The 26,980-nt window shown below is 37.1% G+C and carries 26 protein-coding genes; 19 read left to right on the forward strand and 7 right to left on the reverse strand.

What is annotated here, in order from left to right; genetic code table 11:
• Nucleotides 1-58 precede the first annotated feature (58 nt).
• The gene (gene dtd, locus AN34_RS16140) at nt 59-511 is read right to left on the reverse strand and encodes a D-aminoacyl-tRNA deacylase (RefSeq protein WP_029286994.1); all 453 of its coding nucleotides are present in this window, start codon (nt 509-511) and stop codon (nt 59-61) included.
• A 28-nt stretch (nt 512-539) separates the two neighbouring features.
• Here dtd and AN34_RS16145 point away from each other — a divergent pair, with 28 nt between their 5' ends.
• A complete protein-coding gene (locus AN34_RS16145; RefSeq protein ID WP_029286995.1) occupies nt 540-1,565 on the forward strand; it encodes a hypothetical protein in 1,026 nt (341 codons plus the stop codon).
• Nucleotides 1,531-3,984, forward strand: coding sequence for a hypothetical protein (locus AN34_RS16150; protein WP_029286996.1), 2,454 nt, complete (start codon nt 1,531-1,533; stop codon nt 3,982-3,984). The genes AN34_RS16145 and AN34_RS16150 overlap by 35 nt, the downstream gene beginning before the upstream one ends.
• A 119-nt stretch (nt 3,985-4,103) precedes the next feature.
• On the opposite strand, the gene AN34_RS16155 is transcribed toward AN34_RS16150, so the two are convergent.
• Nucleotides 4,104-5,150, reverse strand: coding sequence for a 3-oxoacyl-ACP synthase III family protein (locus AN34_RS16155; RefSeq protein ID WP_029286997.1), 1,047 nt, complete (start codon nt 5,148-5,150; stop codon nt 4,104-4,106).
• 124 nt (nt 5,151-5,274) lie between these two features.
• Between AN34_RS16155 and AN34_RS16160 the strand changes: the two genes are divergently transcribed.
• Nucleotides 5,275-5,556: an ATP-dependent Clp protease adaptor ClpS gene (locus tag AN34_RS16160; protein ID WP_029286998.1), complete on the forward strand. Its 282-nt coding sequence runs from the start codon at nt 5,275-5,277 to the stop codon at nt 5,554-5,556.
• A gap of 146 nt (nt 5,557-5,702) precedes the next feature.
• Here the strand turns inward: AN34_RS16160 and AN34_RS16165 are convergent, their stop codons facing one another.
• Together AN34_RS16165 and rsmA are read right to left on the reverse strand one after the other, a co-directional pair.
• On the reverse strand, nt 5,703-6,299 hold the full coding sequence (locus tag AN34_RS16165) for a thioredoxin family protein (protein WP_051666685.1): 597 nt from the start codon (nt 6,297-6,299) through the stop codon (nt 5,703-5,705).
• A 131-nt stretch (nt 6,300-6,430) separates the two neighbouring features.
• Nucleotides 6,431-7,216, reverse strand: a complete 786-nt coding sequence (rsmA, locus tag AN34_RS16170) for a 16S rRNA (adenine(1518)-N(6)/adenine(1519)-N(6))-dimethyltransferase RsmA (RefSeq protein ID WP_029287001.1) — start codon at nt 7,214-7,216, stop codon at nt 6,431-6,433.
• A 156-nt stretch (nt 7,217-7,372) separates the two neighbouring features.
• On the opposite strand from rsmA, the gene pdxA reads away from it, so the two are divergent.
• From pdxA to ade, 16 genes are all read left to right on the forward strand, one after another.
• On the forward strand, nt 7,373-8,452 hold the full coding sequence (gene pdxA, locus AN34_RS16175; RefSeq protein WP_029287002.1) for a 4-hydroxythreonine-4-phosphate dehydrogenase PdxA: 1,080 nt from the start codon (nt 7,373-7,375) through the stop codon (nt 8,450-8,452).
• A 109-nt stretch (nt 8,453-8,561) separates the two neighbouring features.
• Nucleotides 8,562-9,401, forward strand: coding sequence for a sulfurtransferase (locus AN34_RS16180; protein WP_029287003.1), 840 nt, complete (start codon nt 8,562-8,564; stop codon nt 9,399-9,401).
• A gap of 113 nt (nt 9,402-9,514) precedes the next feature.
• On the forward strand, nt 9,515-10,045 hold the full coding sequence (locus AN34_RS16185; protein ID WP_029287006.1) for a DUF177 domain-containing protein: 531 nt from the start codon (nt 9,515-9,517) through the stop codon (nt 10,043-10,045).
• 15 nt (nt 10,046-10,060) lie between these two features.
• On the forward strand, nt 10,061-10,252 hold the full coding sequence (rpmF, locus tag AN34_RS21465) for a 50S ribosomal protein L32 (protein ID WP_010600130.1): 192 nt from the start codon (nt 10,061-10,063) through the stop codon (nt 10,250-10,252).
• 100 nt (nt 10,253-10,352) lie between these two features.
• Nucleotides 10,353-11,294, forward strand: a complete 942-nt coding sequence (gene plsX, locus AN34_RS16190; protein WP_029287007.1) for a phosphate acyltransferase PlsX — start codon at nt 10,353-10,355, stop codon at nt 11,292-11,294.
• A gap of 14 nt (nt 11,295-11,308) precedes the next feature.
• Complete coding sequence (locus AN34_RS16195; RefSeq protein ID WP_029287010.1) at nt 11,309-12,307, forward strand: beta-ketoacyl-ACP synthase III; 999 nt, start codon at nt 11,309-11,311, stop codon at nt 12,305-12,307.
• A gap of 114 nt (nt 12,308-12,421) precedes the next feature.
• Nucleotides 12,422-12,901 (forward strand): acetyl-CoA carboxylase biotin carboxyl carrier protein, encoded by a 480-nt coding sequence (gene accB / locus AN34_RS16200; RefSeq protein ID WP_029287012.1) that lies wholly within the window; start codon nt 12,422-12,424, stop codon nt 12,899-12,901.
• A gap of 112 nt (nt 12,902-13,013) precedes the next feature.
• A complete protein-coding gene (accC, locus tag AN34_RS16205; protein ID WP_029287015.1) occupies nt 13,014-14,354 on the forward strand; it encodes an acetyl-CoA carboxylase biotin carboxylase subunit in 1,341 nt (446 codons plus the stop codon).
• A gap of 135 nt (nt 14,355-14,489) precedes the next feature.
• Nucleotides 14,490-14,648, forward strand: coding sequence for a DUF2683 family protein (locus tag AN34_RS16210; protein ID WP_157263338.1), 159 nt, complete (start codon nt 14,490-14,492; stop codon nt 14,646-14,648).
• A 21-nt stretch (nt 14,649-14,669) separates the two neighbouring features.
• Nucleotides 14,670-14,843 carry a Txe/YoeB family addiction module toxin gene (locus AN34_RS16215; RefSeq protein WP_231625573.1) on the forward strand — a complete coding sequence of 58 codons (174 nt, stop codon included), beginning with the start codon at nt 14,670-14,672 and terminating at the stop codon, nt 14,841-14,843.
• A 164-nt stretch (nt 14,844-15,007) separates the two neighbouring features.
• Nucleotides 15,008-15,892: a twin-arginine translocase subunit TatC gene (gene tatC / locus AN34_RS16220; protein ID WP_029287019.1), complete on the forward strand. Its 885-nt coding sequence runs from the start codon at nt 15,008-15,010 to the stop codon at nt 15,890-15,892.
• A gap of 45 nt (nt 15,893-15,937) precedes the next feature.
• A complete protein-coding gene (gene rpiB / locus AN34_RS16225) occupies nt 15,938-16,375 on the forward strand; it encodes a ribose 5-phosphate isomerase B (protein WP_029287022.1) in 438 nt (145 codons plus the stop codon).
• Between the two features lie 26 nt (nt 16,376-16,401).
• A complete protein-coding gene (locus tag AN34_RS16230) occupies nt 16,402-18,036 on the forward strand; it encodes a M28 family peptidase (RefSeq protein WP_029287024.1) in 1,635 nt (544 codons plus the stop codon).
• Nucleotides 18,037-18,125: 89 nt separating this feature from the next.
• Nucleotides 18,126-19,514 (forward strand): LutB/LldF family L-lactate oxidation iron-sulfur protein, encoded by a 1,389-nt coding sequence (locus tag AN34_RS16235; RefSeq protein WP_029287026.1) that lies wholly within the window; start codon nt 18,126-18,128, stop codon nt 19,512-19,514.
• 30 nt (nt 19,515-19,544) lie between these two features.
• The gene (locus AN34_RS16240; protein WP_029287028.1) at nt 19,545-21,521 is read left to right on the forward strand and encodes a thiamine pyrophosphate-dependent enzyme; all 1,977 of its coding nucleotides are present in this window, start codon (nt 19,545-19,547) and stop codon (nt 21,519-21,521) included.
• 138 nt (nt 21,522-21,659) lie between these two features.
• Nucleotides 21,660-23,297: an adenine deaminase gene (ade, locus tag AN34_RS16245; RefSeq protein ID WP_029287030.1), complete on the forward strand. Its 1,638-nt coding sequence runs from the start codon at nt 21,660-21,662 to the stop codon at nt 23,295-23,297.
• A gap of 58 nt (nt 23,298-23,355) precedes the next feature.
• On the opposite strand, the gene AN34_RS16250 is transcribed toward ade, so the two are convergent.
• The 3 genes from AN34_RS16250 to AN34_RS22050 all read right to left on the reverse strand — a co-directional run bounded on the left by AN34_RS16250 (nt 23,356) and on the right by AN34_RS22050 (nt 26,887).
• Nucleotides 23,356-23,964 carry a SprT-like domain-containing protein gene (locus tag AN34_RS16250; protein ID WP_231625570.1) on the reverse strand — a complete coding sequence of 203 codons (609 nt, stop codon included), beginning with the start codon at nt 23,962-23,964 and terminating at the stop codon, nt 23,356-23,358.
• Between the two features lie 199 nt (nt 23,965-24,163).
• Entirely contained in the window at nt 24,164-24,541 is a 378-nt protein-coding gene (locus AN34_RS16255; RefSeq protein WP_029287034.1) for a GxxExxY protein, read from the reverse strand.
• Between the two features lie 75 nt (nt 24,542-24,616).
• Nucleotides 24,617-26,887: a helix-turn-helix domain-containing protein gene (locus tag AN34_RS22050; protein ID WP_051666686.1), complete on the reverse strand. Its 2,271-nt coding sequence runs from the start codon at nt 26,885-26,887 to the stop codon at nt 24,617-24,619.
• Nucleotides 26,888-26,980 lie beyond the last annotated feature (93 nt).

Below are 26,980 nucleotides of genomic sequence, written 5' to 3' on the forward strand. Positions count from 1 at the left end.
ATTACCACTTTGACAGATAATAGCATAACTAGTTACGATTGTAACGTTTAAATCTAATTTATTCCTTGTTCTTCGTGTCGATAATAATGGTAACGGGTCCATCATTTAATAAGGCAATTTTCATATCAGCGCCAAAAACTCCGGTTTTCACTTTTTTACCAAGCAACGCTGATAGCTTTACAATCATTTTTTCATACAATGGAATAGCCACATCAGGTCTGGCCGCTCTGGTAAATCCAGGTCGGTTTCCTTTTTTAGTTGAAGAGAAGAGGGTAAACTGACTAATCAACAGAATGTCTCCATCGATATCTGCTAATGCCTTATTCATCATTCCATTTTCATCACCAAAAACACGCATGCCAATGATTTTCTGTGCCAACCAATCTAAATCTTCTAAAGTATCAGTTTCCTCAATACCCAATAAAACTAGAAACCCGTAATCTATTGCCCCTGTAATTTCTTCATCAACTGTGCAACTTGCCTGTGTAACTCTTTGTAAAACTGCCCGCATTTTATATACTTTTGCTCAATAAATTGATATGCGCAAGATAAGTATTTTAGTGATTTTTGTATTTCTCATCTTCGGCTGTAAACGAAAATCAATCGTTCATCCAACCTTTTATTATTGGAGAACTGATTATCAAAACCAGAAAGACGAAACCAGTTATCTTGATCAATTTAAATCAAAATCTTTGTATGTGAGGATCATGGATGTAGATTATAATACAGATCTGCAACAGCCTGTACCCATATCACCAATTAAATTTTCTAATCCCTTACCTCAGCAGGTAAATATTATTCCGGTTGTTTTTTTGGTTAATAATATATTCAATCATTTAGATTCTAGCCAAAACAAATGGCTGGCCGATCGGATTGCCAATTTTGTAGATGCCAAAGTAAAACAAGCCGGAAAACAAAATTACGCAGAGCTTCAAATCGATTGCGATTGGACAAAAAATACCAGGGACAGGTATTTTAATTTTCTTAAAAAATTAGCCGCCCATCCCCTTTTAAAAGGTAAAAACATTTCGGTTACACTACGTTTGCATCAGGTAAAAAACGTGATTACCAGTGGCATTCCACCCGTTAAAAAAGCCATGCTGATGTGTTACAATATGGGCAATCTGAGGAAGTATGGTAACCAAAATTCCATTCTTGATCAGCGTGAAATGGATCTCTACCTGAAAGATGATCTGGAAAATTATCCACTAAAATTAGATGTTGCTTTGCCTTTATTTGAATGGGCTGTGGTATTCAGAAAAAAAGAATATGCAGGAATTTCTAAGCGAATAAGCAAAACACAGATCAAGAATAAAAGATTATTTAAGCAAAGGGGAAAATCTATTTTGTATGATTTGTTAACAGATTATCCTGCAGCAGGATTAAAACGCGGCGATGTCATCCGATGGGAAGAAATTTCTGCCAATGATTTACTTTCAACATCTGATTTTTTATCCCGACATTTAAAACCAGAAGAACGAAACCTGGTTTTCTATCATCTAGATTCCGATCTTTTAAAACATTTTACGAATGAAGACTTTTACAAAATCATCAATAATTTTTAGCATTTTCTTGCTTACTTTTTTTGGAGAAATCGCCGTTAACATTGCCTGTGGTCCGGAGGCCGATCCCTATGACTATTACGTAAGTTATTTCCATAATAACATTCAGGGCGACACCTACAAACCCTTTTCCTATAATGCCAATGTATATTTATATGATGATAATGAAGTGGAAGATGAAACGCAGATAAACAGCCAAGAATGGGCAAAATACACAGGTGCCTCAGTAGAAGATGTATACCGCATCATGTATCAAACGGACAGCCTTACAGAAACCCAACTTCAGCAATTTGCTAGTAAAACCCTACGAAAACTGCCTGATAGTTTATATAAAAACACATTCATTAAAGCTTTACTTAAGAATAAGCTGGCAATGAAATATTTTTTATTTGCTAAAAGCTGCGAACCATTGACCGTTATTCATTATAACCTGTGGGATCCAATGCCGCGAGATACAGCAGCCATGGATAAAAAAGCAAATGAAGCGATAACCTTTATTAAAAAAGTAAAACGAGATGAGTTTTTAAAATTGCGTTACGCCTATCAGGCAGAACGTTTATTCCATTATGCCGCAAATGAGGAGCAGAGTATCAATGTTTATGAAAATTACATTAAAACAAGCCAGGTTAATTCTGCTGTTAAAAACTGGGGGCTGGCAGTTTATGCAGGTGCCATTCGGCATTCTGGTAAACCTATAGAGGCAGCATACCTTTTTGCAAAGGTTTTCGAGCAAAGTCCGGAACGAAGAATTCAGGCTTACAAAAATTATTTTTATACCAGCAGCAAAATAGAAGATGTGCTTAAACTTGCACAAAATGATCAGGATAGGGCTACTATTTATGCCATTAATTCTTTTGGAAATTCCGATATCAACATTAAAAACCTGGAGAAGATTTACCAGCTTGAGCCTGCAAGTTTATTAAACGGAGCCCTCTTGGTTAGGGAAGTGAATAAACTGGAAGAGCGCTTAAATAACTCCAGCGACATTTCAAGAGGTTATTATGGAAGTTATTTCAGTCGATATAATGATCTTGACAACGACAGCTTAAGGAAAAAAAATATTAAAAACTTAACGGATGTGAAGCAGTTTGCTTTAAAGCTGGCTGCCGAAAAGAAATATCCGCAGCCGGAGTTGGGCACCATTACCGCGGCCTATCTTTCCTGGATGGAGGATCGAAACGATTTGGCTGCAGAATACCTCAATCAGCTTAATCCCAATCAATTGCCCGAAAGGTTAAGTGATCAATATCGGATTACAGACTTACTAGTTAGATCTAAAAACATCAGCAAGGGCAATGCTTTTAATAATGATCCTGACTTGGTAGCTACTTTAAAATGGTTAGATGAAAAGCGCTATGCTGAAAACAAAGAAGACTCTACTGAAAAACGTATTAGCGATAGAGAAAGTACAGATCAACGCTTTACCATCACCACCAGAAATTTTTATCAGCAGGTTATGGCACCAGCCTATTTAAAAATGGGCGATACTGCCCTTGCTGCGCTGGCAATGGTTAAGGCAGATATCAATACCGCATCGGCAATAAACGCCATATCATTTAACAACATAAGCTATCAAGCCACCGCATTCTGGCAGAATTATTTAACACCAAAAAGTATGGCTGCTCTGGCTAATTACAAAGTAAAAAATAGTAACACAGGCTTAACAGGCATGCTTACCCAAGCATTAAACCATATGGCAAATGATGATTTCTACGAGCTTTATGGCACCACCTATTTAAGAACCCATCAGTATGAGAAAGCACTGATTTACTTTAAAAAAGTTTCAGCTAGCTACCAGTATTTTTCACCTGATGATTGGTATGCCGATGATAGCGAAGCCAGGCTGGTTGCCAATCCCTTCATAGAAACTGTAAATGATTACCCCAAAAAATATGCTTCAAATAATCAGCGATTTAATAAAGTAATTTTCGCCAGGGAAATGGCCCGTTTACAGAAATTAATTGTAACCGATAAAAAGAATGCAGCCCGTTATTATTATCGCATGGCAAATGCTGTTTACCAAACCGGCTATTATGGCAATTCATGGTTTTTGATTAGTTATGATTGGAGCACTTATGCCAATGAACAAAAACCACAATACAATTATGATGTAGATTATAAGTTGGCTAAAACAGCTGCCGTATGGTATGCAAAGGCAATGGCTTTAAGTACAAATCCAGATTTTAAAGCTAAATGCACTTTTATGCTTGCCAAATGTGCCCAAAAGCAAATTATCAGTAATGCTGACTATTCTGCTTACAGTTATTATGACACCAAAAGCAAAGCCTATAAGGATTTTATAGCAGCTAATTATAACAATCCCTATTTTAAAGAACTGAAAACAAAGTACGCGAAAACACCTTTTTATAGAATCGCAGTAAATGAATGTAGCTATCTGGAAGATTTTATTGCTGGGAAGTAAGCGTAAAAGCTAAAAGGCAAAAGCAGAAAAGTTAATGCAGAATTGGAAAGTCAAAGCAAGATAATGAGCATGATGCTATCTTCACTTTAACCTTTCTGCTTTAAATTTAACTAAAGATTCTACCATCTGATTAATGCACTCGCCCAGGTGAAACCAGATCCAAAGGCAGCAAGGCAAACCAGATCGCCATTTTTGATTTTTCCCGCTTCCCAAGCTTCGCATAAAGCAATCGGAACTGATGCAGCTGTGGTATTTCCGTACTTCTGGATGTTATTGAAAACCTGGTCGTCATTTAAGCCTAATAGATTCTGCACATACTGACTGATGCGAAGATTTGCCTGATGTGGTACCAGCAGATTGATATCTTTTTCGGTAAGATTATTAGCGACCAAAGCCTCACGAATTACCTCAGGAAATTTAACCACAGCTTTTTTAAACACTGATGGGCCATCCATATATGGCAAAACAGCACCACTCGCTAAAATTTCTGTTGTCATAAATAAACCACCCAATTCCTGATCAGGAAAAGCTGGTTTATCTTTCATCCATTTATTAGCATGTGATCCTGGATAATGCATTGCTAAAATTTCTGCATCAGCACCATCACTATGTAGATGCGTACTCAAAATACCCTTATCTGTTTCATCTGTAGGCTGCAATACGACTGCACCTGCCCCATCACCAAAAATCACAGATACATTTCGGCTTCTGGTTTCAAAATCCATGGCGAATGAATGTTTCTCACTCCCCACTACCAAAACATTTTTATACATCCCGGTTTTAACAAACTGATCAGCTACTGAAAGGGCATAAACGAAACCCGAACACTGGTTACGAATATCCAATGCACCAATTTCCCCCATACCCATTTCACGTTGTAATAAAACCCCGCAACCAGGAAAATAATAATCAGGACTTAAGGTAGCAAAAACAATAAAATCAACATCCTTTGCGGTAATGCCAGCACGTTCAATAGCAATTTTTGCTGCTTCAACTCCCATTGTAGTAGTGGTTTCTTCGTAACGATCAGCAAAACGACGTTCCTGAATACCGGTGCGTTCCTGAATCCACTCATCATTGGTATCCATAAAACGACTTAAATCAGTATTGGTATAAACATTTTTCGGAACGTAGTAACCAATTCCGCCTATTTTAGATTGATGCATGTGTTATTGATCATTTGTGTAAAACAAAGTTAATCATTTATTGCCTAAGCCATTATTATTCGCAAAGGAACAAAATCTTGATACTTGATACCAAATACTTGATACTAATGTTTATTTTTGCCCCATGTCTACAGAAACCAAAGAAGAGACCTTTACGCTCGAAGAAATTTTAACTTCCTTAAAAACCGTACACCGCCTTATTTTGTGGAATGATGATATCAATACTTTCGATCATGTAATCTATTGCATGATGAAGTATTTGGATTATAATGAGGCTCAATCTGAAAAAATAGCCTGGAAAGTACATAATGATGGTAAATGCCCTGTTTTGGAAGGTTCTTTTACAGAAATGGAAGTGTATCGCAAAATTTTGCAGCAAGAAGGATTGACGGTTTCAGTGGATTAATCTTCATATTATAAAAGAGGAGTCGTCATTGCGAGGAGGAACGACGAAGCAATCTTTCCTACTCGTGATAAAGATTGCTTCAGCCAATTAAAAATCGGCTTCGCAATGACGATTTTCAGAAAAGATATGCTGTATAAGCTATTACCTTATAATAATCCTTTCAAAAGCCTGGTCAACTCAGCTTGCGTACTTTGCGTTTTATCTTTCGCATACCAGCCATGCAGTTTTTCGGCCAGAACTGGCATCTCAGTTGTTTCCTTTTTCCATTCTTTTAAAAGTTCCTGTAAAATCTGTGGTCTCGGTGCCCAAGTAGCTAAAACCTGATCGGCTGCTTCATTCAACACAATTAAAACTGGAATCGCTCTGCCACCATTAGTCAAATGTGCATCAATTAATGGTAGATTTTTATCTCGCAACACAAATTTCAAATCAATTCTACCTAAAGATGCAGTCGCGGTTTTATTGAACACTGGAACAATTTGAGCAGCATCACCACACCAGCCTTCAGTAATCACCAAGAACTTATAATTACCTTTTAAATGATTAATGGTAGAAGTTAAATCATCAGTTAAACTAACGGTTTTATCAACCCGATTCATGCGCTGCACATTCATTTTAGTGTAATGCAGGTCATAACTAGCCTCACTAGTAGATTTACCTTCTAATAAAAGTTGGTCTACCAAAGCACGATAGGTTTGATAATCCATTCCCTGCTCACTAAAAATTTCGCTATAATTAATCATGGTGTCTTTCAATTACAGCGCAAAGGAAAGGAGAAATTTAACGAAAATAATCACGGATTTGCAAGAAATCTCTCAGTGGATAATTACAAAATTTTGGGATTACGCAGGTGTTTTTTCAATGACAAAAAAAACTAAACTGCCATCAATTTACTTAGATGCTGTGTTAGTACCACAAAATCATCAACGGTTAATTGTTCGGCACGTTTCTCAAAATAAATATGATCATCCATTTTATCTTTCGGCATTACAGCAGACACTGCATTACGCAATGTTTTTCTTCGTTGATTGAAGCCTGCTTTAACTACACGCCAGAACAGTTTTTCATCGCAATCCAGCGTTTCCGTTTCATTTCTGGTTAAGCGAATAACGGCTGAATTAACCTTTGGTGGTGGATTAAAAGTACCTGGCTTTACGGTAAAAAGGTATTCAATTTTATAATAAGCCTGAAGAAAAACACTTAGGATTCCATAATCTTTTGTACCTGCAGGCGAAGCACATCGTTGTGCAACTTCTTTTTGAAACATACCAACCATCTCCACAACCTTATGGCGGTTATCCAAAATCTTAAATAAAATCTGAGAAGAAATATTATAAGGAAAGTTACCGATAATGGCAAACTGACCTGGAAAAATGGCATCAAAATCTAATTTCAGAAAATCACCATTGATTAAACGTTCACCCAATTGTGGATACTTCTCATTCAGGAAATGGTAAGATTCCGTATCAATATCAATTAAATAAGTTTGTAAATCTTCACGTTTCAACAAAAAATCAGAAAGAATTCCCATTCCCGGACCAACTTCTAAAACCTGATGATACTTATCGGTATTCACCAAAGCTTCAACAATGCGGTTAGCAATGCCCTTATCAGTTAAAAAATGCTGACCTAAATGTTTTTTTGCTTTTACTAAACTCATAAACCCAAACCCCAAAAAGGGCTTTTAAAAATTAAAATGATTAGCAAAGATAGACTTAATATTCCTTCGCGGATAACTTAGTGCGCTATGCGCTTTCATTTTTTTTAAAGTCTTTAATCGAAAATCAGTATTTTGCGCTAAAATTTTCCAGTAATTATGAGCGATAAACTTAAAATAGGTATTAGTATAGGCGACGTGAACGGTATTGGTTTAGAGGTAATTATCAAAACGTTATCCAATCCAGCTATTTTAAATTATTGTATTCCAATTGTTTACGGACACACAAAAGTTTCATCTTTTCACAGAAAGGCAAATAACCTTGGTGATTTCAGTTTTAATGTAATCAATCATGCCAACCAGGCACAGGTAAAAAAGGCAAACATGATTAATTGCTGGGAAGAAGATGTAAAAATTGAACTTGGCCAGGTAACTGCAACAGGTGGAAAATATGCGCTTTTATCGCTTGAAAGAGCAACCGCAGATTTAGTAGCTGGCGAAATTGATGCTTTGGTTACTGCACCAATCAACAAACATAACATCCAATCAGAAACCTTTGCATTTCCAGGTCATACGGAATATTTACAAGAAAAAAGTGGTAGTAAAGATGTGCTGATGTTCTTAATCAGCGAAAATTTACGCGTAGGTGTAGTTACCGGACATATTCCGGTTAAAGATGTGCCAACTTCTATAACTAAAGATAAAATCTTAAGTAAATTAAAGCTGATTAATGAGAGTTTAAAAAAGGATTTCTGGATTGAAAAACCAAAAATTGCGGTGCTCGGTTTAAACCCACATGCCAGTGATAATGGCCTATTAGGCGCAGAAGAGGCTGAAATTATTACACCAGCCATTCAGGAAGCATATGATAAAGGAATGATGGTTTTCGGCCCCTACCCTGCAGATGGTTTTTTCGGAAATGGCAGTTACAAAAAATTTGATGCTGTTCTGGCCATGTACCACGATCAGGGATTAATTCCTTTTAAAACTTTAGCTTTTCACAACGGCGTAAATTATACAGCAGGTTTAAACTTTGTTCGTACTTCTCCAGATCATGGAACCGGTTATGATATAGCTGGAAAAGATCTTGCAGATTCTACTTCATTTACAGAGGCTTTATTTTCAGCTATTCATATTGTAAAAAATCGTAGAGAACAAGAAGAAATGTTAAGTGGCCAGTTGCGTTCTGGAGGTAAAATTGTGGAAACGCAGTTTGATATTAAAGATGATGCGTCTTAAACGGAAAGAGAAAAGCTAAAAGTGGAAAATCAAAGTGCAGGATACCGCATTTTGCCATAAATATGAACATATAAGTCTGATGGTTTGAGTATAATTAACAGATAACCCCATGTCAACATTAGCCCCGATTATAAAACCCGAAGATCTGATCCGTATAAATCAGGATAAAGAAATTGTATTGATAGATGCCAGTGCCGGTTCGAAAGCCCGATACGATGAACAACATTTAACAGGTGCACTTTTTGCAGATATAAACGAAGACCTGGCCAATATCGGCGACTTTGCAAAAGGCGGCCGTCATCCATTACCTGATGTTAAACAATTTGCTCAGGTATTACAAAAATTTGGCATCACTAAAAATACGCATGTCATCGTATATGATGATAAGAATGCAGGTAATGCAGCCGCAAGATTATGGTGGATGCTGAGATCAATCGGGCATGAAAAAGTTCAGGTAATTGATGGGGGATTTCAAGCAGCTATAAAAGCTGGCTTCCCTACTACCAATCAAACAGAAACTCCTAAATCAGCTGGTAAATACACAATATCATCCTGGAGTTTGCCATTGTCTGATATTAATGAGGTGGAAGACGTGGCAAAGCATCAGGAGTATATGGTTATTGATGTTCGCGATGCTAACCGTTACGCTGGCCTTACTGAACCAATTGATACCATAGCTGGTCATATTCCAGGAGCCGTTAATATTCCGTTTACAGAAAATCTAAATGAGGAAGGGCGATTTTTATCACCTGATGTACTAAAAGAAAAATATACTGCTGCATTAGCTACTGTAAAACCTGAAAATGTGATTGTACACTGTGGATCTGGCATTACAGCCTGCCACACACTTTTAGCGATGGATTACGCCGGCTTAACTATTCCAAAACTTTACGTTGGCTCGTGGAGTGAGTGGAGCAGAAACAATAAAAAAATGATTTTAAAAAGCTAAACCTATGGGTTTTTTAAAACCTCATTGGTTTTTTAAATAGATAACAATTTTAAAAAACATTTTTAATCTAATTATTTTATCCATACATTTGCAGGCTAAAATTTTACAGTACTTTGAACCCACTAAAACAATTTTCTATACCGTTTACCGGACTAAAATTGGGAACTCATCAGTTTGATTATGAGCTTGATGACCGTTTTTTTAGTGCTTTTGAATATTCGTTAATTAAAAGTGGCAATTTGAAGGTTAATCTTGAACTTGATAAGCAAGAGACCATGTTGCTTTTAAAATTTAAAGTTGCGGGAACATTAAATTTAGATTGCGATAAATGTTTATCGGAATTTGCATACCCGGTTAACCTATACGAAAGACAGATTGTAAAATTTGCAGGAGATGAACTGGAAAGCAATGATGAAGAAATCATTTCGCTAAGCCGTAAAGATTCTGAGATTGATATATCAGGTCCATTATATGAAATGATAAACGTTTCAGTACCATATATCAAAAATTGTGAGCAGGCAGGTAAAGATTGTGATCAGGAAATGATTGATCGCTTAGAACAACTCTCTATCGATAAGCAGGCAGAAGAAAATGAACAAACAAGCGACCCACGTTGGGAAGCCCTTAATAAGTTAAAAAAATAATTAGATTATACACCAATGGCACATCCAAAACGGAAAATCTCGAAACAGAGAAAAAATAAAAGAAGAACACACTACAAAGCAGTGACACCTTCTTTGGCAACTTGCGCAGCAACAGGTGCTATTCACGTACCTCACCGTGCATACAACGTTGATGGTAACCTATACTATAACGGTAAATTGGTTATCGAAAATACTCAAATCGGGTAATTTTCTTAAGAAATTGTTTGTGTTTTCAGCGGCTTTAGTCATACCTTAGTCCACTGAAAATTTAGGATTTAACCTAACTTAACACAAACAGATTTTTTCGATGAAAATAGGCCTCGACATAATGGGCGGAGACTATGCTCCCAAAGCAATTGTTTTGGGAGCAATAGCAGCTCATCAATCGCTAAACGCCGGAGAACATATTGTTCTTATCGGTGATACCGAACAGATTAAACCCATTCTCGCAGAAGAGGGTTTTAATCCGGATCATTTTGAATACGTTCATACTGATGAAGTTATTGGTATGGGCGAACATCCCACTAAAGCAATCGTTCAGAAACCAAATTCGAGCATTGCGGTTGGTTTTAATCTTCTTAAAGAGGGTAAAATCGATTCATTCGCAAGTGCAGGTAATTCTGGTGCCATGTTAGTTGGCGCTGTATTTAGCGTTAAAACTATTCCAGGCATTATTCGTCCCTGTTTATGTTCCATTCTTCCAAAGCTTAAAGGCGGTACAGGTTTATTATTAGACGTGGGTGCCAATGCAGATTGCAAACCAGATATTCTATTACAATTTGGTGTTTTAGGCAGCTTGTATGCAGAAAACCTATTTAAAATAGATAACCCAAGAGTTGCTTTAATGAATATTGGTGAAGAGGATGAAAAAGGAAATATGCTCAGTATGGCAACTTTCCCTTTAATGAAAGAAACAGATCTGTTTAATTTTGTGGGTAATGTAGAAGGTAGGGATCTTTTTAATGATAAATCTGATGTAATTGTTTGCGATGGTTTTACTGGAAATGTAATGCTTAAATTAGCAGAATCTTTCTACGTAATTACAATCAAAAAAGGATTAAAAGATGAGTTTTTTGATCGCTTTAACTACGAACAGTATGGTGGAAGTCCGGTTTTAGGCGTTAACGCTCCTGTTGTTATCGGACATGGAATTTCAAGTCCGCTAGCTGTTAAAAATATGGTTCTTCAATCCAGAGAAATGATTACTACAGGATTGGTAGAAAAAATTAGAATGGCATTTAAAAATTAACAAAAATTCTTAAAATGAGTAAAATTCATGCTGCTATTACGGCAGTAAATGGTTACGTCCCCGACTATGTGCTTACCAACGCAGAGTTAGAAACCATGGTTGATACTTCTGATGAATGGATTACCAGCAGAACGGGCATTAAAGAACGTAGAATTTTAAAAGGTGAAGGTTTAGGCACATCAGATATGGCAGTTCATGCTGTAAACGGCTTGCTTAAAAAGAGAGGAATAGATGCGAAAGAAATTGAGCTCATTATTTTTTGTACCACTACCCCAGACTTTACTTTTCCAGCGACAGCCAATGTACTAGCAGATAAAATTGGAGCCACTAACGCCTGGGGTTACGATTTACAGGCAGCATGTTCTGGTTTTATCTTCGGTTTAGCAACTGGTGCATCTTTCGTAGAATCCGGAAGGCATAAAAAAGTTTTGGTTGTTGGTGGTGATAAAATGTCATCCATCATCAATTATGAAGACCGCACTACCTGCATTATTTTTGGCGACGGTTGCGGTTGTGCTTTATTAGAGCCAAATGAAGAAGGCCTGGGTGTTCAGGATTCTATCCTAAGAACTGACGGTGCAGGCCGAAATTTCCTGGGCATGAAAGGTGGTGGTTCAGTTCAGCCGGCCACTCATGAAAGCATTGATGCAAAATTACATTATGCCCATCAGGAAGGCCCAACAGTATTTAAGTTCGCGGTAACCAATATGGCAGATGTTGCTGCTGAAATTATGGAACGCAACAATCTTACTTCTAATGATGTAGCCTGGTTAGTGCCACATCAAGCCAATAAACGCATTATTGATGCCACGGCAAATCGGATGGGTGTAACATTGGATAAAGTAATGATCAATATCGAACGTTACGGAAATACCACTAACGGAACCATTCCACTGTGTTTATGGGAATGGGAAAGTAAATTAAAAAAAGGTGATAACATTGTATTGGCTGCTTTTGGTGGCGGTTTTACATGGGGTTCAATTTACCTTAAGTGGGCATACGATTCAAATTAGCCCACAGTCGGAAGTCGAAAGTCTTCAGTCTGTTAACTATAAAATTTAAAACAAAAAAAGTATAACTTAGTTAATTCATTTATACACTATTTTTTACATAACAAGGATTAAAAAATGGATATCAAACAAATACAGGAACTGATTAAATTTGTTTCTCGTTCTGGAGTAAACGAAGTTGCTATTGAGCAAGAAAACTTCAAGATTACGATTAAAACAAACCAGGCACCAACAGTTGTGCATGCTACCGTACCACAAGCGCCGCTTGTACAGGCCGCTGCTCCGGTTGCTACAGCTCCTACTGCTCCAGTTGCAGCAACACCTGCTGTTCCAGCTGCTGAAGAAGATGCATCAAAATACATTACTATTAAATCTCCAATGATTGGTACTTTTTACCGTTCTGCAAGTCCGGAAAAACCAATGTTTGTAAATGTTGGCGATGAGATTGGCGTTGGTAAGGTTGTATGTATCATTGAGGCAATGAAGCTTTTTAATGAAATTGAAAGTGAAGTTTCAGGTCGTATCGTTAAAATTCTGGTTGATAATGCATCTCCGGTAGAATATGATCAACCATTATTTTTAGTAGAACCTATTTAATTATAAACATTTACGTCACCCTGAATTTATTTCAGGGTCTTCTTTTTTAAATAGATGCCGGATTTAATTCAGCATGACGATTATTTTAAAACAGAGACGAAAAGGAAAAATTATGTTTAAAAAAATACTGATTGCCAATAGAGGGGAAATTGCATTACGCATTATCCGTACCTGTAAGGAAATGGGCATCAAAACAGTTGCTGTTTACTCTACCGCCGATCGCGAAAGTTTACATGTACGTTTTGCTGATGAGGCTGTTTGTATTGGTCCTCCACCAAGTAAAGATTCTTATTTAAATATTCCAAATATTATATCGGCAGCAGAATTAACCAATGCTGATGCCATACATCCGGGTTACGGTTTCTTATCAGAAAATGCTAAGTTTTCTAACATTTGCCGTGAATACAACATCAAATTTATTGGTGCCACACCAGAGCAAATTAATGGTATGGGCGATAAAGCTTCTGCAAAAGAAACGATGAAAATTGCAGGTGTTCCTACCATTCCTGGATCAGAAGGCTTACTTACCAGCGTTAAAGAAGGTATTGCTATTGCCAACGAAATGGGATATCCGGTTATTTTAAAAGCTACTGCTGGTGGCGGTGGCCGTGGAATGCGGGTAGTTTGGAAAGATGAAGATTTTGAAAATGCATGGGATAGTGCCCGTCAGGAATCTGGAGCTGCATTTGGTAATGATGGTTTATATTTAGAAAAATATATCGAAGATCCCCGACACATTGAAATCCAGATTATAGGTGATCAGTTTGGTAAGGCGTGTCATTTATCAGAACGTGACTGTTCTATTCAACGCCGTCACCAAAAATTAGTGGAGGAATCTCCATCACCTTTTATGACTGACGAACTTCGTGTTAGAATGGGTGAAGCGGCCATTAAAGGTGCACAAGCTGTAAATTACGAAGGTGCCGGAACAATCGAATTTTTGGTTGATAAACACCGTAACTTCTATTTTATGGAAATGAATACCCGTATTCAGGTAGAGCATCCGGTAACTGAAGAAGTAATTAACTTCGATTTAATTAAAGAACAAATTAAAGTAGCTGCCGGGATTCCAATTTCAGGTAAAAATTATTTCCCTGACATGCATGCTATTGAATGTCGTATCAATGCTGAAGATCCGGCAAATAACTTCCGCCCTTCACCAGGAAGAATTACGAATTTCCACTCACCAGGTGGACATGGTGTTCGGGTAGATACCCACGTTTACGCGGGTTATTCCATTCCATCAAATTACGACTCAATGATTGCAAAGTTGATTTGTGTGGCGCAAACCCGCGAAGAAGCCATTTGTACCATGGAGCGTGCTTTAGGTGAATTTGTAATTGAAGGAATTAAAACGACTATTCCCTTCCATTTACAATTGATGAAAGATCCTAATTTCAGAGCAGGAAATTTCACCACTAAGTTTATGGAAACATTTGAATTTTCAGAATAAAATCTTACTAATTGACAATATTAATCCCATTTTGGTAAAACCAAAATGGGATTTTTGCTTATTTAAATTTTGGAATTATTTTATTAAATTTGATTATGGAAACATTAATTGTACATCCCGAAAAATAAGGCTCAATTGAATGCTATAAAACAAGTTTTAAAAGCGATGAAAATTTCTTTTGAAAAAGAGGAAAAAGCATATAATCCTGAGTTTGTGGCAAAGATTAAAGAATCGGATCAAAATTACAAGGATGGCAAATTTAAAACTATAAAAGTAGAGGATTTATGGAAATAGCCTTTGATGAAGTTGCAGAGAATGATCTCCTCTTTTGGAAAAACTGGCAATAAGGCTATTCAAAATAAAATTCAAGAATTAATACAATCGATTGCTATTTCTCCTTTCAAGGGAATCGGAAAGCCAGAGGCTTTAAAATATAATCTCGCGGGAAAATGGTCAAGAAGAATAAATTCTGAACATAGAATTATTTAAGAGGTTTTAGAAGAGGAACAGATCATTAAAATACATTCTTTAAAAGGCCATTACAATTAATATTGAAATCAGCACCTGAAATTTTTAATAAAAGCATAAACTATTTCTATATTTAACACGTAAATACCATTCTATTCATTTAGAATGGTATTTTTGTTTTCAACATGAGCGACACTACAGAAAAAACATCCCTACGAAAAGCAATCGGACAAAAAGGAACAACTTTAGAGGCAGAAATGTCTTTTTTTGATCATCTTGATGTACTCCGCAAGCATTTAATCAGAGCCGTAATTGCCATAGGTGTATTTACAGGTATTGCCTTTTACTTTAATGAAGAGATTTTAGATAAAGTTATTTTCGGCCCTAAAAAACCTGATTTCTGGACTTACAGGATGATGTGCAAACTGGTTGAAAATTTTCCATCACTAGGTAAAGATATGTGTATCACCAAAATTAATGGTGAAATCATCAATACTGAAATGGCTGGTCAGTTCAACCTGCAGCTTAATGTGTGCGTAATGTGTGGCATTATTGCAGGCTTCCCCTATCTGCTTTGGGAAATCTGGCGTTTTATTAAACCTGCATTACATGATAACGAACGTAAATCTGCCAGCGGCTTTGTCTTTTTCGCCTCAATCTTATTCATCATCGGTATCCTTTTCGGATACTTCGTTGTTTGCCCGCTTTCAGTTAATTTCCTAACAGGTTATACTGTAAGTGCAGAAATAAAAAACACTTTTACAGTAGATTCTTATCTTTCTTCTGTAGCCACATTAACCTTAGGAACAGGTATCATTTTCGAACTGCCGGTAATTATTTTCATCTTATCAAAATTAGGATTAATGACACCTAAACTGATGAGATCAAGCAGAAGATACGCGGCCGTAATTATCTTAATTATAGCAGCCATAGTAACACCAACGCCTGATATTATGACCATGCTGATTGTGGCCACGCCTTTATTCCTATTGTATGAATTGAGTATTTTCGTGTCCGCATATATCGAAAGAAAGAAGAAAAAAGCAGATGCTGCTTTCTACGCTAACTAACAAAAACATTACGAACAGATTTTATAATTGTGTATACATTTGAACATGTCTGAGACTAAAATAAAAATCGCTATTGGCGGAGATCATGCAGGCTTTGAATACAAGGAAGTGTTAAAGAATTTCCTAAAAAATTACGAAGTAAAAGATTTTGGACCGCATTCTTCAGCCTCAGTAGATTATCCAGACTTTGCACACTCAGTGGCTTCAGCTGTAGAAAATGGTGAATTTACTTTTGGCATACTACTTTGCGGATCTGCTAATGGTGTAGCCATTACAGCCAATAAACATAGCGGAATCAGAGCTGGCCTTTGTTGGGAAAACGAAGTTGCAGCATTGGTTCGGAAACATAATGATGCTAATATTTTATGTATTCCGGCAAGGTTTGTATCAGAAGAACTGGCAAAAGAAATTACAACCACTTTTTTAAATACCACATTTGAAGGTGGCCGTCATCAAATTAGAGTTGATAAAATTTCGTGTTAACTAAAAACTAATCTAACTATTCAATAATGAACAAAAAAATTTTAAGTCTTGGCTTAGCGTCTTTCCTATCTTTAGGTTGCTTTGCGCAAATTAAACCACTAATACCAAATAAAGATGCCATGCGTTTTAGCAAGGCAATTAATAAAGATAATGCCTATAAACATCTTTCAGTGCTGGCATCTGATGCATTTGAAGGTCGCGAGACCGGAAAAAAAGGTGCCTGGATGGCTGCAGATTATATTCGTGATTATTTTAAATCTTTAGGTTTGAAAGGACCTGTTGATGGCAGTTATTTTCAAAAAATTGATTTGGTAAATTATGCATTAAGCGAAAGCATGTTAACCATTAACGGCCAGCCGAAGGTAGCCTACAAAGACTTTGTTATTGCCAGCAATGCTGTAGGGCTAAAAGGCTTTACTTTTAGCAGTGATGATTTAATTTTTGCAGGTTATGGCGTATCCAATGATAGTTATAATGATTACAATGGACTAGATGTAGCTGGAAAAATTGTGATGATCTTCGTAAATGGCGATCCAACAAAAACAACAGATCCAAATGATCGCCGTGCGATGATGATGGCAAGATCAAGAAAAATAAATTACCTGGCCCAAAATAAAGCAAAGGCTGTAATTTTAATTGACCCTGCTTTAGATAATCTTTCCGAAGAACGCAAAGCAGCTTATCTTTCTGGTCAAATGGTGATGAAATCAAAAGAAACCGTAGAAAGGATGGAGAAAATGAATCCTTTTACCTCCATTTCAATATCTACTGCCACAGCAGATGAAATTCTAAAAGTAGGCAGCACTTCAGTTTCAGCTGTTCAAAATAAAATTGCAGATACCAGGCAACCAGCTTCTCAAACTATTAATGTTGCCATTTCTGCCAGCGCAATGAAAAAAGAAACACCACTTCGCTGTGAGAATGTTTTAGGGTTTTTAGAAGGTTCTGATCCTAAATTGAAAAAAGAAGTTTTGGTTTTAACTGGACACTATGATCACATCGGTATCACTCCAGAAGCTCCAGGTGCAGATAAAATTAATAATGGTGCCGATGATGACGGTTCAGGAACTACAGGCGTGTTACTTATGGCCAAAGCATTTACAGATGCTAAAAAAGCCGGTAAAGGTCCGAAACGTAGCATTCTATTTATGACTGTGGTTGGTGAAGAAAAAGGACTTTGGGGATCTGATTGGTATTCAGAGCATCCTGTTTTCCCGGTTGAAAACACAATTGCAGATTTAAATACCGATATGATTGGCCGTATTGGTGAAGAATACCTGGGTAAACCTGATTCTGCTAATTATATCTATTCTGTAGGTTCAAAAATGTTAAGTTCAGAACTGGGTAGACTGAGTGAGCAGGTAAATGCAACTTATACTAAAATGATTCTGGATTATAAATATGACGATCCAAAAGATACTCAACGCATTTATTACCGTTCAGATCACTATAACTTTGCTAAGCTCGGCATTCCGATTATCTTCTATTATGATGGCATGTTGGAACAAGATTATCACCAGCCTGGAGACGAAGTAAGTAAAATTAACTTTCCGCTATTGGCAAAAAGAGCGCAGTTAACTTACTATACAGCATGGGAATTAGCCAATGGTGCTAAGCGACCGACAGTAGATTTGGATGGAAAAGGTAATCCAAAGAAATAAGAAAGTCATAAAACGAGCCCCTTGATTATTCAGGGGGCTTTTTTATGCACATAGTTTTCGTCAGCAACAGAAATTCATATCTTTGAAATATGATGAAGACTGCCGAGGAATTTTTAGAAAAATCTGATGAAAAAGCTTTCGATTTACCGCATCGTAAAACCATCAATTATAACATTGGTAAATACAATACGGCAGTAGAGCGTGGCTTATCAAAATTCGAAAATCTCGAAGCTTCTAAAAAGAAGGCGCATGTGATCAAATGGCGTGTAATGGAAAATTTAGATAAATTCTTACCAGAATTTGAATCGAATTTTCAACGTCGTGGTGGTAAAGTGATCTGGGCAAACGACTCAGCAGAAGCCCAAAGAGAAATCTTAAACATCATTCAAAAAAACAATGGTAAAACGGTAATCAAATCAAAATCGATGACCACCGAAGAAATCCATTTGAATGATTTTCTGGAAAGTAATCAAATTGAATCTTTAGAAAGTGATTTAGGCGAATATATTGTTCAATTGCTTGGGCAGGCACCTTACCATATTGTTACGCCAGCCATGCATTTAAGTGCAACGGATATTGCAAAATTATTTCACGATAAGTTTGGAACGCCTATTGACGCAACACCGCCACAACTGGTTCAAAAGGCAAGAGAATTACTTCGTGATAAATATTTAAAGGCAGACATTGGTATTAGTGGTGGAAATTTTCTTATTGCTGATACCGGCAGTATTGCACTTACTGAAAATGAAGGGAATGCCCGGTTAAGTACCACTTTCCCAAAAATACATATTGCTATTGTAGGTATTGAAAAAGTAATCCCATCTATAGCAGACCTGGACTTATTCTGGCCACTATTGGCTTCGCATGGTACCGGGCAAAATTTAACTGTTTATAATACTATTTTGAGTGGTCCGCGTCAGCCAAATGAAACTGATGGACCGGAAGAGATGTATGTAATTCTTTTGGATAATGGCCGTACCAATCTATTGGCGCAAAAAGACCAGCGCCAAGGATTGTATTGCATCCGTTGCGGTGCTTGTTTAAATGCTTGCCCGGTATATAAAAATATAGGAGGACATACCTACAATACAACTTATAGTGGTCCTATTGGTTCGGTAATTACGCCACACCTTAAAGGCATGGAAGAGTTTAAGCATTTAAGCTATGCCTCCAGCCTATGCGGAAAATGCTCTGAAGTTTGTCCGGTTAAAATTGATATTCATAAAATGTTATTGCTGAACCGCCGGGATGCTGCTGCTACACACGAAAATGGCAAAGTGGAAGAGTTGGGCTGGGGAATGTTCAACCGGATGATGCAGAAACGCAAATGGATGGATTTTTTCGGTGGAAAGTTTAAAAATTTTATGCTGAAATCTTTCTTCAAAAAAAGCTGGGGTAAATACCGTGAAATGCCAAAGGTTGCCGATAAATCTTTCGCAAAACAATGGGAGGAGTTGAAGAAAAGTAAGGAGTCTTGAGTCCAGAGTCATTAGTCAAAATAACCAGATATGCAATTTCACAGAGGAGATAAAGACGACAAATTCTTACTGAATTTATATAAAAGGCTGCTTTATCCCCGATTGGTTGAAGAGAAAATGCTAAAACTATTGCGCCAGGGCAGAATTGGCAAATGGTTTTCAGGCATTGGTCAGGAAGCCATTGCAGTTGGCAGTACCCTAGCCATGCAGAATGATGAATATATTTTGCCCATGCACCGTAACCTGGGTGTTTTTACCTCACGCGATATTCCACTAAAAAAATTAATGGCCCAATGGCAGGGCAAAATTACTGGCTTTACCAAAGGTCGCGATCGGTCATTCCACTTCGGCACACAAGATTATAAAATTATTGGTATGATCTCCCATCTTGGCCCGCAAATGGCCCTAGCTGATGGCATAGCGCTGGCCGATGTTTTGCACAAGCAGCCTAAAGCTACCTTGGTTTATACCGGAGAAGGCGCAACCAGCGAAGGTGATTTTCATGAAGCGGTTAATGTAGCTGCAGTTTGGAATCTTCCCGTTATTTTCCTGATTGAGAATAATGGCTACGGATTATCTACACCAAAATCAGAACAATTTAGATGCAAAAATTTAGTTGACAAAGCAATAGGTTATGGAATAGAAGGGGTTCAAATTGATGGCAACAATATTCTTGAAGTTTATCATACCATTGATCAGTTGGCAAATGAAATCAGGAAAGACCCACGACCGGTTCTTGTAGAATGTCTAACTTTCAGAATGCGTGGGCACGAAGAAGCATCAGGTACCAAATACGTTCCACAAGAATTATTTAATGAATGGGAAAAGAAAGACCCCTTAAGTAATTATGAATCCTATTTAATTGAGCAAGGTGTTTTAACGCCTGATTTAGTTATTGATTTTAAAATTCAGTTTAAAACAGATATTGAGTTAGCTGTTGAAGAAGCCTTCAATGAACCGGAACCAGAGGCAGGTGCCAATCATGAACAAGCTGATATGTATTTCCCCTACACTCAACAGATTACAGAATCGGGAAAATCATCAACAGAAATGCGATATCTGGATGCGATAAGCGAAGGACTGGATTTAGCCATGCAAAAATATCCAAATCTGGTTTTAATGGGACAAGACATTGCAGATTATGGAGGAGCCTTTAAAATTACAGATGGCTTTACTACAAAATATGGTAAGGAAAGGGTAAGGAATACACCAATCTGTGAATCTGCCATTGTTGGTGCGGGCTTAGGTCTTTCCATTAATGGTTATAAAGCCGTAGTAGAAATGCAATTTGCAGATTTTGTTACGGTTGGCTTTAATCAGATTGTAAATAACCTGGCCAAAACACATTACCGATGGGGCGAAAAAGCGGATGTGGTGGTACGTATGCCTACAGGGGCTGGAACGGGTGCTGGTCCTTTTCACTCACAAAGCAATGAAGCCTGGTTTACTAAAACACCTGGTTTAAAAATTGTATATCCAGCTTTTCCGGCAGATGCAAAAGGATTACTGCTGGCTGCAATTGAAGATCCAAATCCAATACTCTATTTCGAGCATAAGTATTTATATAGAAGTTTAACTGCTCCTGTTCCGGATGGTTATTATACTACAGCAATTGGAAAGGCGGTTACACTAGCCAGTGGAAATAAATTTACCATTATCACCTATGGTTTGGGTGTGCATTGGGCTTTAGATTACATCAAAAACAATCCTTTTAGTGATATGACCCTAATTGATTTAAGAACCTTGCAACCCTGGGATAAAGAAACAGTTGCTAGTGCAGTAAAAACCACTGGAAGAGTTTTAATTTTACATGAAGATACGCTTACCAGCGGTTTTGGTGCAGAAATTTCAGCCTGGATTGGCGAACATTGCTTTTCGGATTTAGATGCACCTGTTATACGCTGTGCCAGTTTAGATACCGCCATTCCCATGAGCAAAGTGTTAGAAGAAGATTTTTTAGCAAAGGCAAGGTTAGCGAAAACAATAGATAAATTATTAAAATATTAAAAAGTATTTCTTGCCGTATCGTCATGCAAACCTGTAGCGAAGCGGAAAGCTACGAAGTAAATCTATTTCAGCATCTGAATTGCCTTTGATCCTGAAATGAATTCTGGCTGACGACCGTGCAAAACAAATTACATAAAAATGAGCAATTTTAAAGTTGAAGGAAACATAGTTGACATCACAAAGCGAAAAATTTTCTTTGGTGAAGTGTTGGTTGAAGAAGGTAAGATAAAATCGGTTATAGAAATTTCTGAACAGAAAGAAGATGCTCATTTTATTACACCAGGTTTTATTGATAGCCATGTACATATTGAAAGTAGCATGCTTATTCCTAGTGAATTTGCACGGTTAGCAGTTAATCATGGAACAGTCGCCACCATTAGCGACCCTCACGAAATTGCCAATGTTTGCGGCATAGAAGGTGTTGAGTTCATGATAAATAATGGCAATACGGTACCATTCAAGTTTAACTTTGGTGCGCCAAGCTGCGTGCCTGCTACCATTTTTGAAACTGCAGGTGCCGAGCTCAATCATGATGATGTAAAAGCGCTCTTAATGCGTCCGGAAATAAAATACCTCAGTGAAATGATGAATTTTCCGGGTGTACTTTATAAAGATGAAGAAGTTTTAATGAAAATTGCCGCAGCGCTTGAACTTGACAAACCTGTAGATGGACACGCACCTGGCTTACGTGGCGATGCTGTTCAACAATATATTGATGCTGGTATATCTACAGATCATGAATGTTTTACAGCCGAAGAAGCATTAGATAAATTACAGCGTGGAATGAAAATCCTCATCCGTGAGGGAAGTGCTGCTAAAAATTTTGACGCATTGATTGATCTATTAAATGAATGGCCGGAAATGATGATGTTTTGTAGCGATGACAAACATCCTGATAGTCTGGTCGAAAATCATATCAATGCCCTATGTGCGAGAGCTGTTGCCAAAGGAATTAATATCTTCAACATTCTGCAGGCTGCGTGTATTAATCCAATTATCCATTACAAACTGGATGTTGGCCAGCTACAGGTGGGTGATTTTGCTGATTTTATTGTTATTGAAGATTTAAAAAACTTCCACGTTAAACAAACCTACATTGATGGGAATTTGCTTGCTGAAAACGGAAAAATGATTGGTGATTGGATAAAGCAGACACCAAACCAAGAATCCGTAAATCACTTTAAGTGTAGCCTCAAAAAAATTGAGGATTTTAAATTTCCTTTCACCGATCAGACAGAAATTGCAGTAATTGAGGCTTTAGATGGCCAGTTAATTACGAATAGGCTTTCAGCAAAACCCCATGTTTTGGAGCAAAATATCGTTAGTGATGTAGAAAATGATGTATTGAAAATGGTGGTGGTTAACCGTTATCAGGATGCACCAATCGCAATTTCATTTGTAAAAAACTTTGGTTTAAAAAATGGTGCAACCGCTTCAAGTGTGGCACATGACAGTCATAATATTATTGCAGTTGGTGTAGATGACAAAAGCATTTGCGAAGCCGTTAATCTGGTAATCAAAGAAACTGGCGGAGTAGCTGCCATAGGCCTTGGAAAGGAAATAGTTCTGGCTTTGCCAGTCGCAGGTTTGATGAGTCATCAAAATGGGTATCAGGTAGCTGAAAGTTATACTTTAATAGATCAGTTTGCGAAAGATTTGGGTTCTACGCTTCTCGCTCCGTTCATGACCCTTTCTTTTATGGCTTTACTTGTTATTCCACGTTTAAAATTAAGTGATAAAGGATTATTTGATGGTGATAAGTTTGAGTTTGTTTAAAATAATTCGTTATTGCATTTAGTTTACCAAAGGCAATGACGAATTCACGCGTTTATTCTTATTCTACCACAAAAACCTCAGCCAAAGGATTAAATAAGTATAGCCGTTTATCATCTAAACAGATACAACGGTACCGTTTTCTGATTTGTTCGCCTTTGGTAAAGCGTCTGCCATCTTTAATTCTAAATTTGGTATTAATGGGTATTTGCTCTAAATGCAGTGTTTCGGTTTTATTCGTATCATACTTTTTTAAAGCACGTGATAAATTCAGATCAGAACAACTGGAAGCAGCAGGGTTTGACATGTAATTATTGATGGCCAGATGAATATCTACAGGAAAAACCTTCATTTCAAAAAACGGAACCATCATCCTTTGGAAGTTCTTTTTCCATTCTGAGCCATGAGGTTTTACCTTGTTTTTAAAGTCGTTCCAGGTTAAAAGATGCGCAAATTCATGAACAGTAGTAACCAAAAAAGCATAATGGTTAAGATTGAAATTTACAGAAATGCGATGTCCCTTATCCCGAAAAGGGTGACGGTAATCGCCTAGTTTTGTAGTGCGTGTTTTAGCGATTTTAAACTCACACTGAAAATAATCAATCCACTTTGCAATTAGCGGTGCGGCCTCGGCAGGCATGTATTGCGCTAATAAATCAATTTTCTTCACGAATGCTAAGGTAAGTATTTTAGTATTTCTTACCACAGAGGGCACAAAGATTTACTTAGAAAACATAATTTTACAATAGATAAACCACAGAGCACACGGAGTTTACACAGAGAAAACACAGGCTTTTAATAACTATTTATGCCATTCTTTAATTTAACCACAGAGCACGCCGAGTTTTCACAGAGAAAATATAGCCAATTTAATAACCATTTACAACACGTTTGATTCTATCCTTTACTCTTAAAACATTAAAATTCATTAACAACCCAAATCTATAGCCACCTAATTTCATATAAGTTAAGGTTTGTGCCAAATGAATATCAGTCAAACGCTCTACGCTTTTCAACTCTAAAACCAACCTATTCTCTACTAAAATATCAATCCGATAACCACAATCCAATCTTACATCTTCAAAATGCAAAGGCATTATTTTTTCTTTTTCAACTTGAAAGCCTGCCTTGTCAATCTTATAGAATAAACATTCCTTATAAGCACTCTCCAGCAATCCTGGCCCAAGAGCTGTATGTACATCTATTGCCAGCCCAATGATGGTTCTTGTTAATAAATCTTCTTCCATAAAACTTTATGCTCTCTGTGCCTTAACTCTGTTTCTCTGTGGTAAAATGAAATAACATTCTTTGCGGTTAAATCGTTACTCTTCCGATGGGAACAAAGAAGCCAATACCATTTTGATCTCGCCAAAAGAATAATCTTTCCCTAGAAATTCCCGTATCGTAGCCATCGATTTTGTTTTCTGACTTTCTACCGCATCCGTAATGTTTCTGATTTTATTAGGCTTAACGAGCTTTGTAACATCCAGTTGTTGCGTGGAAACATAGTATGCCAAATGACCTTCAATTGTACCAACTGAAAAGCCACGTTCTTTTGCAATCTCTCCTAAGCTTTTTCCTTGTTCATAAAGTTCAAAACTAACTAGTTTAGTATCAATCTTTGGTTCTTTCTTTTTCTTTTCAACTGCAGATTTCACTTTCAGTGTTTCACCTTTTAATTGAATGGCCTTTTGCAATTGTTGATTCCGCTCTGAAGTATTTAATAGCGCCTCTGTATCTGCTTTGCTAAATTCTTTCCCCGCAATAAGCGCCTGTAATAAAGCCTTGCTTTTATGCATTTTCTTGAGCTGTTCATACACCAGAATCTCCAGTTCAAGCAGTTCGGTTACATAGGTTTTAATTTGTTTTTCTTCTTTTACAGCTTCAATTTGAGCCAGAAAACGATCTGAAATTTCCTTAACTAAAGGATTAAAATACTTTAATGCAGCCTCTACCCTTTTTGATACATTAAATAAAGTGTATTCCGTTTGCTCAGAAAAAAGATTTTTAAGCTGATTCACAAATGTATCGGCAGTAGCTGTAATTTTCTGAAAGTCAGCATATACTGTATTTGTCCAATCTTCATGCTTTTGCTTGGCAGATTTATTTTCACTTTTATCAAAAGTTTGACTGTGTTCCTTTAAATAATACCGGATCAGGTTTAAATCAAATGCTGCAAAAAGATAACTCCTGATAAAAGTATAACTCTCTACACTGATCTGCTCATGCAGTACTTCTGATGGCTGCTTAGTTTTAGAAAAATAGTGCACATTCTGATCTTGCTGCAAACCACTATCCCGAAGGTGAGAGGTTAAAACTAAACCATTTAAAGAACGTAAACGTGATAGTGCAACATAGGCCTGACCCGGAGCGAAGGCATCGCCAACATCAATAATGGCTTTATCAAAAGTTAAACCCTGACTTTTATGCACCGTAATGGCCCAGGTGAGTTTTATAGGATATTGAATAAATGAACCTGCAACGTTTTCTTTAATTTCATTGGTTGCTTCATCCAATTTATATTTCACATTTTCCCAGGTATATGGCGAAATCTGAATCACCACTTTATCTTCAGGAAGTTCAATTTCTATTATATCTTTTTCGATATGATGTACAACACCAATTTTACCATTATAATAACGCTTTTCGGCTGTCATATCATTTTTAATGAACATCACCTGTGCACCAACCTTTAATTCTAAGCTTTTATCATTTGGGTATGCATATTCATTAAATTCACCCTGAACCTTTGCTTCAAAAAAATAAGATTTAGTTTTGAGTTGTGTTAACCTTTCGCGATTAATACTATCTGCCTTATTGTTATGCGTGGTTAAGGTAATATAATTATCATCAGCCGAAGGTTTAAAATCCTGTTTAAAATGCTGTCTCAATAAAGCGGTATCTTCTGGTGTGATTTTATTATTCCGCAGGTTGTTCAATAAATCTATAAAAACGGCATCATCCTGACGGTAAATCTTATCAAGTTCGATATAAACCGGCGGATTATTTTGTAAGGCCAGCGCATCGAAAAAATAAATGCTTTTATAAAATTTAGCCATAATGCGCCACTCGTCATTTTTAACAACAGGAGGCAACTGGTGTAAATCTCCTATAAATAGCAATTGTACCCCACCAAATGGAAGATTTCTGTTCCGACGCACATAGCGCAAAGCGAAATCGATGGCATCAAGCATATCTGCCCGCAACATACTTACTTCATCAATTACCAATAATTCCAATTCTTGCAACATGCGGCGTTTATTCCCCTGCATATTCATGTGCTTTACCAGTGTTTTGGATGTATTGAAGTTGAAATTAATATTTTCATTAATCAAGGCACCTGCCGCATCTGGCAGGTAAGCACCAAAAGGAAGTTGAAAAAGCGAATGAATGGTTACCCCCGATGCATTGATGGCGGCTATACCTGTTGGTGCAACAATTAAGGCCTTTTTATGGGTAAGTTTAATTAGCTTACGTAAAAAAGTGGTTTTACCAGTACCTGCTTTTCCGGTTAAGAAAACATGTTTTGAGGTATAATTCACAAATTTAGCCGCAATTTCTGCAGGCATAGAAGTTTCTTCTAAAATGGACATCGGCAGTAAAATTTTTGTCAGCAATAATCGGAGGGATGAATAAAGCTAAACATTTTAGCACAAAACTAAACAATGATTGCTTAGAAATTTTAA

The organism is Pedobacter sp. R20-19 (genome assembly GCF_000708265.2).
Taxonomy (GTDB): domain Bacteria; phylum Bacteroidota; class Bacteroidia; order Sphingobacteriales; family Sphingobacteriaceae; genus Pedobacter.